A 6,729-nucleotide genomic window follows, 5' to 3' on the forward strand; every position below is an offset into this window, starting at 1 on the left:
CACCCGGGCGGCCGGTGCCCCTCGACGGCGGGCGCGAAATAGAGCAAGCTCGAAGAGTGCGCCGACCGGGTAGCGTGGGGCGCGACCGGCACGGCAGGTGCCGAGGGTGCCACTGCCAGTGGTACGCATGGCAGGGAGATGGGTAGCAGGGCCGCGGCTACCTAGGGTTCGTGGTCATGGCGGAGAACCAGAGCACGTCGGAGCAGCTCAGCTCCGCGCAGAAACTTGCCCTATTCGTCCTGCTCGGCGCGCAGTTCATGCTGTCCGTCGACTTTTCCATTCTCAACGTGGCGCTGCCCCGGATGGGGGAGGGCGTCGGCCTCTCGCTGGCCGACCTGCCCTGGGTGGCCAGCGCGTACGCGCTGCCCGCTGCCGGCTTCACCCTCCTGTTCGGCCGGGTCGCCGACCTGTTCGGCCGGCGGCGGCTGTTCCTGACCGGCATCGCGCTGCTCACCGTGGCCTCGCTGCTCGGCGGCTTCGCGACCAACGCGACGATGCTGCTGAGCGCCCGCGTGCTGCAGGGCTTCGCCAACGCGATCGCCATCCCGGCCGCGATGGCGCTGCTGATCACCACCGTCTCCGACGAGCGGGCCCGCGCCCGGGTGCTCGGCCTCAACGGCGCGCTGCTCTCCGGTGGCTTCACCGTCGGCGCCCTGGTCGGCGGCAGCCTGGTCAGCGCCCTGGACTGGCGCTGGGCGTTCTGGATCAACGTGCCGGTGGCGGTCGCCATCATGGTGCTGACCCCCCTGGTGATCAAGGAGAGCGTCCGCCCCGCCGGCGTCAAGCTCGACGTGCCGGGCGCCGTCACGGTCACCGCCGGCCTGCTCGCCCTGGTCTACGGCGTGAGCATGCAGAGCTGGATCGCCCTCGTCGTCGGCGCGGTGCTCATCGCGGCCTTCTGGTTCGTCGAGCTCAAGGCCAAGGCGCCCCTGGTGTCGCTGACCCTGCTCAACCGGCCGAACATCAAGTGGGGCAACTACGGCGGCATCGTCGCCTTCGTGATGGCCAGCGGCGTCAACTTCGGCCTCACCCTCTACATGCAGGACGTGCTCAAGATGGCCCCGTTCACCACCGGCCTGGTGTTCGGAGTGCCGGGCCTGGTGGCCGTCGTCGCCGGCGTCATCGCCGGCCGCATGATCGGCAGGTACGGCTACCGCAACGTCCTCGCCGTCGGCCTGCTGGCGCAGGGCCTGACCACCGTCCCGCTGCTGCTGACCGGCACGTCGACCACGCCGAGCCTGGCCCTGATCGTGCCCTCGCTGTTCCTGATGTACTTCGGGCACGTCACGGCCGTCGTCGCCTACACGGTGACCGCCACCTCCGGCCTGGAAGACTCGCAGCAGGGCCTGGCGACCGGCCTGGCCACCCTGGCCCAGCAGATCGCGGTCACCATCGGCATCCCGATCTTCGGGGCGCTCGTGGCCGCCCGCACGGACGTGCTGGACGGCGTCCACTTCGCCATGCAGGTGCAGATCGTGGTGATCCTGGTGTCCGTGGCGCTGATCTGGGTCGGCCTGCGGGACCGGGGCGTCCCGGCCGGGCCGTCCGCCGCCGAGCGGCAGGAGCCCGCCCCGGTGCCGGTGCCGCGCAACGTCAGCGAGAACACCGTCTAGGCGCCCCCGGCGCGTCCCCCGACCGCGGTGTACGGAGCGCCGGTCCCACCCCCCCCTGGGCGCTCCGTACACCGCATGTTCGCGCTTCGGGCCGTCCGCCCCCACCCGGCGGGCGGCCCGCGCCGCGTCGGGCGGCACCCACCCGGGCGTCCGGCCGTGTCGGCGCGCGAGGTGGGCGTGGGACATCTCCGGCACCGGCAACGGTCACCGCCGACGTGGCCGGCGTGATGACGTAGGTGGATCGGCTCCCTAGCCCGGAACACGGACGTGCCGGGGAGCAGCACGGGGCGCACAGCGAGACGGGCGCACAGCGAGACGGGCGCCCCGCGGGGTTTCACACCGCGGGACGCCCGTGCCTGGTACGACCGGTCAGGACTGCCTGAGCCAGTCGGCGAGCCGCTCACCGATCATGATGGAGGTGAGGTTGGTGTTGCAGTTGACGATCGACGGCATGACGGAGGCGTCGCAGACGTACAGGCCCTCGGTGCCGTGCACCCGCAGCCGCTCGTCGACCACCGCCCCCTCGTCGCCGGCCGCGCCCATCCGGGCGGTGCCGACGGGGTGGTAGCCGCTGTCGAGGCTGAGCCGGACGTAGTGGCGCATCAGCTCGTCGTCGGCGACCATGTCCTCGCCGAGCACCACGAACCGCTGACCCTGGTCGTTGATGCCCGCCGTCTGCATGAACTGCCAGCACTGGCGCACGGCGTCGACGAGGGTCTGGACGTCGCGCTCGGTGTCGAGGAAGTTGAGCACGACGTCCGGCGGTGCGGTGGGGTCGGCCGAGGTGAGGGTCAACCGCCCCCGGGACTCGGGCCGCTGGTGCACGACCATCACCCCGAAGATCGTCTTCGCGGCGGCCAGCATCTGCAGCTCGGGGAAGAGCGTCAGGTCGAAGTGGTTGATCATGTAGTACTGGAGGTCGTTGAACTCCGTCGATCCCGGCGCGGTGGTGCGCAGGAGCGTCTGGAGGAACGGGTTCTCGGAGCTGAAGCTCCCCTCCTGCGGCACCATGAACGCGCCGGTGCGCGGGTGGTCGATCAGGTCGGCGCCCACCCCGGGTCGGTCCAGGACCACGTCGATGCCGAGCCGCCGCAGGTCGCCGGCGGGCCCGATGCCCGAGCGCATGAGGATGGCGGGCGAGTTGACCGCCCCGGCGGCCAGCACGACGGTGCCGGCCTCGATCACCTCGGTGCCGCCGCCGGGCTTGGCGACCTCGACGCCGCGTGCCCGGTTGCCGGTGAACAGCACCCGGTTGACCTGGACCCCGGAGCGGATCTCCAGGTTCTCCCGGCTGCGGGCCTCGGCCAGGTATCCCATCGCGGTGGAGAACCGGTGGCTGCCCTGGCGGTTGGACGGGATGGAGCCGACGCCGGTGGCCTCCGGGTGGTTGTGGTCCTCGACCTCGGGGAAGCCGGCCTTGAGGCAGGCGTCGCGGAACACGTGCTGCACCGGGGCCATCTCGTCGGACGTGAACCGACGGATCGGGATGGGGCCGCCCTTGCCGTGGTATTCGTTGTCGAAGTCCTGGTCGTCCTCGAGCCGCTTGTAGAACGGCAGCACCTCGTCCCAGGCCCAGGCCGGGTTGCCCAGCTCGGCCCACTCGTCGAAGTTGTTCGGGGTGCCGCGCAACGCGATGGTCGCGCCGACGGCGGAGGAGCCGCCGGTGACCTTCCCGCGCGGAAAGATGATCCGCCGGCGGTCGGTGATCTCGGCCTTGAAGTGCCAGTCGTGGCTGTCCATCGACATGGCGCTGCCGTCGATCAGGTCGGTCGGGGTCTCGGCCACCGTCGCGAAGTCGGGGCCCGCCTCCAGCAGCAGCACCCGGCGGGCGGGATCCTCACTGAGCCGGGCGGCCAGCGCGGCTCCGGCGGAGCCGGATCCGACCACCAGATAATCGATTCCGTGCATCATCGGCGTCCTTCGGTGCGTGGGGGATGGGCGATCCTGTCGGCGTGGGCGGACAGGAGTGGATGCGCTTCCATTGCGGACGTGCTCGGGACCCGTCCTGAGCATCACACCGGGGGATGCGTGTCGCTTCTCCGCCGTTGCCGTGCGCCGTCGCCGTGTCGCTGTTGTCGCCGTGTCGCTGTTGTCGCTGTGTCGCTGTTGTCGCGGCGTCAGCCGCGGGGGGAACGCCGGCGCCGGGCCCGGCCCAGCGAGGCGGCGGTCGCCTCGTACGCGTCGCCCGCGCCGACCATCAGCGAGCGCAGCTGCGCCTCGAAGCAGACGTCGGCGTCGTACGGGTCGATCAGGTAGCCGCCGAGCTCGAGGCTCACCAGCCCGTGCAGGGCGATCCACATGTTCTGCGCGGCCAGCAGCGGATCCCCGGCGCGGAACCGGCCCTGCTCGGTGGCCCGGGCCACCGCGTCGACCAGCGGCTGGAGCGTGTATTTCCCGTGCTGCCGGTCGCCGTCGGCCAGGGCGAACCCACCGAGCGCCGCGCTGCCGAACATGACCTGGTAGAGCTGCGGGTGGTCGAGGGAGTTGGCCCGGTAGGCGTATCCGAGGGCCATCACGTCGGCGACCGCGTCGGAGGTGGCCCGCACGGTCGACATCCGCCGGTGCAGGCGGGCGAAGCCCTCGTGCACCATCGCCCGGACCAGGTTGTCCATGCCGCCGAAGTGCGTGTAGACGGCCGTGGTCGAGGTGCCCACGGCGGCGGCGAGGCGGCGCGTGGTGAGGCCGGCGGTGCCCTCCTCGGCCAGCAGCCGGGCCGCGGCCTCCAGCAGGGTGGTCGCCAGGGTCGGGTCGATTCGGCGCGGGCTCACGTTGACATGGTCTCACGCCCGGCGTACCTTCGATGAAGTAACGCTGTTACGTAACCACGATACGCAAAAAGATCGCCCCAGCTCGTGGAGGCCGCAATGAGCGTCGTCGCCCTCGCCCCCAAGACCCTCTACCGCAACGACAACCGGCGCCCCGTCGCCACCGAGGCGACGGAGTTCGACCTGACGGTCACCGGGCGGCTGCCCGCCGAACTGGACGGCTGCTTCGTCCGCATCGGGCCGAACCCGGTGGGCGGCGACCGGCCCGGCCACGCCCTCGTCGGCGACGGCATGGTGCACGGGGTGCGCCTGGGCTCCGGCCGCGCGCTGTGGTATCGCAACCGGTGGATCCGCACCGACCGCACCACCCGTGCCCTGGGCGAGCTCGCCCTGCCCGGCCCCCGGCACGGGCTGTCCGACAACGCCAACGCCAACGTCATCCGGCACGGCGGGCGCACCCTGGCCCTCGGCGAGGCCGGCGTGCTGCCGGTCGAGCTGGACGACGAACTGGGCTCCGTGGCCCGCATCGACTTCGACGCCACCCTGCCGCACGGCTTCGCCGCCCACGCCGAGTGCGACCCGGTCACCGGGGAGCTGTTCGCGGTGGCCTACTACCACGAGCTGCCGTACGTCGAGCACCTCGTGCTGACCCCCGAGGGGCGGGTACGCCGCAGCGAGCGCATCGAGGTCACCGGGCCGCCGCTGATGCACTCGTTGGCGTTGACCGACCGGCACTCGGTGCTGTTCGACCTGCCCGTCACCTTCCGGCCGACGCTGGCCCGGGCGGGCTCCCGCTTCCCGTACGCGTGGTCGCCCGGGCGGCCGGCGCGGCTCGGTCTGCTGCCCCGCGAGGGGCGCGGGGCCGACGTGCGCTGGTTCGACGTCGACCCCTGCTACGTCTTCCACCCCGTCAACGCCTACGAGGTCGACGACACCTGCGTGGTCGACGTGGTGCGCCACGACCGGGTCTTCGACCGCGACCTGCACGCCCCGGGGGAGTCCGCGCCGACCCTGTGGCGCTGGACGCTGGACCTGACCCGGGGCACCGTCGCCGCCGAGCAGCTCGACGACATTCCCCAGGAGTTCCCCCGCATCGACGAGCGCCGCAAGACGATGCGGCACCGGTACGCCTACACGGTGGCCATGCAGTCCCAGGCAGGGGTGCTGGGTGGCTCGGCGCTGCTGCGCCACGACCTGCTGCGCCGGGAGGTGGCGGTGCACGACTTCGGGCCGCACCGGGAGGCGGGGGAGGCGGTGTTCGTCCCGCGCGGTCCGCTCTCGGCCGAGGACGACGGGTGGTTGCTGACCTACGTCCACGACGGGCGCACCGGCCGCAGCGATCTGGTCGTGCTCGACGCCGGCGACTTCACCGGGGCGCCGGTCGCCGTCGTGCACCTGCCCGGCCGGGTACCCAGCGGCTTCCACGCCAACTGGATCGGCTCCTGAGCCGGCACCCGCAGATCGGACGGATTTCCGACAGCACCTGGGCAATCTGAAGGAACTGTGGCGCGGATCGGCCGGTTAGCTTCGCGGCAGCCGCTGTCTCGTTTTCCACGGACCGTTTGGCGATTCCCCGCGTTTCCTCTCCCGCGTCCTTACGGAAGGTGCCAAAGATGTCCCAACCCCTCGCCGCTGCTCCGTCCTCGGGGCTGCTCGCGCGACTCAACGGGGCCCACCACCGGGCGGCCCTCAACGGTTTCCTCTTCATCGTGCTGGCGCACTGGGCCGAGCACCTGGTCCAGGCGTACCAGATCTGGGTCCTCGGCATGCCCCGGCCGAAGGCGCGGGGCGTGCTGGGCCAGTTCTACCCGTGGCTGGTCTCCTCCGAGTGGTTGCACTACGGCTACGCCATCGTGATGCTGGTCTTCCTCTTCGCGTTGCGCCGGGGATTCGTCGGGCGCGCCCGCACCTGGTGGACCGTGGCGCTGGCCATCCAGTTCTGGCACCACATCGAGCACTTCCTGCTGCTGTGGCAGGTGCAGTCCGGCACCATGTTCTTCGGCCAGAAGGTGCCCACCAGCATCCTGCAGCTCGTGCTGCCGCGGGTGGAGCTGCACCTGTTCTACAACTCGGTGGTCTTCATCCCCATGGTGATCGCGATGTACCTGCACCTGCGGCCGAACCGGCGCGAGCAGGAGCAGATGACGTGCAGCTGCGTCGGGCACCGCGTCGCCGGCCGGTCCCTCGCGCCCCATGCCGCGTGAGCTGAGCCGCCCGCCCGGAGGCCGCCGCCGGGCGGCAGCCGCCGCGGTCGCGGTGGTCGCCGGGCTGCTCGCGCTCACCCCCGGCGCGGCCCGGGCCGACGGCGGCCCGTTCTCCGCCGAACCGTCGGCCGGCGCGGTGCTCACCAC

Annotated in this window: 5 protein-coding genes; 3 read left to right on the forward strand and 2 right to left on the reverse strand. The window is 71.8% G+C overall.

Annotated elements, in window-relative coordinates; genetic code table 11:
- Window positions 1-176 precede the first annotated feature (176 nt).
- Window positions 177-1,613: an MFS transporter gene (locus tag ACFT41_RS31865; RefSeq protein ID WP_377590190.1), complete on the forward strand. Its 1,437-nt coding sequence runs from the start codon at window positions 177-179 to the stop codon at window positions 1,611-1,613.
- A 369-nt stretch (window positions 1,614-1,982) separates the two neighbouring features.
- Here the strand turns inward: ACFT41_RS31865 and mftG are convergent, their stop codons facing one another.
- Together mftG and ACFT41_RS31875 are read right to left on the reverse strand one after the other, a co-directional pair.
- The gene (mftG, locus tag ACFT41_RS31870) at window positions 1,983-3,524 is read right to left on the reverse strand and encodes a mycofactocin system GMC family oxidoreductase MftG (RefSeq protein ID WP_377590188.1); all 1,542 of its coding nucleotides are present in this window, start codon (window positions 3,522-3,524) and stop codon (window positions 1,983-1,985) included.
- Between the two features lie 206 nt (window positions 3,525-3,730).
- Complete coding sequence (locus tag ACFT41_RS31875) at window positions 3,731-4,381, reverse strand: TetR-like C-terminal domain-containing protein (RefSeq protein ID WP_377590186.1); 651 nt, start codon at window positions 4,379-4,381, stop codon at window positions 3,731-3,733.
- Between the two features lie 96 nt (window positions 4,382-4,477).
- On the opposite strand from ACFT41_RS31875, the gene ACFT41_RS31880 reads away from it, so the two are divergent.
- Window positions 4,478-5,824: a carotenoid oxygenase family protein gene (locus tag ACFT41_RS31880; RefSeq protein ID WP_377590184.1), complete on the forward strand. Its 1,347-nt coding sequence runs from the start codon at window positions 4,478-4,480 to the stop codon at window positions 5,822-5,824.
- 167 nt (window positions 5,825-5,991) lie between these two features.
- The gene (locus tag ACFT41_RS31885) at window positions 5,992-6,582 is read left to right on the forward strand and encodes a hypothetical protein (protein ID WP_377590182.1); all 591 of its coding nucleotides are present in this window, start codon (window positions 5,992-5,994) and stop codon (window positions 6,580-6,582) included.
- Window positions 6,583-6,729: the final 147 nt, after the last annotated feature.

It is taken from the genome of Micromonospora sp. NPDC057141 (genome assembly GCF_042670805.1).
In the GTDB taxonomy this organism is placed as follows: domain Bacteria; phylum Actinomycetota; class Actinomycetes; order Mycobacteriales; family Micromonosporaceae; genus Micromonospora.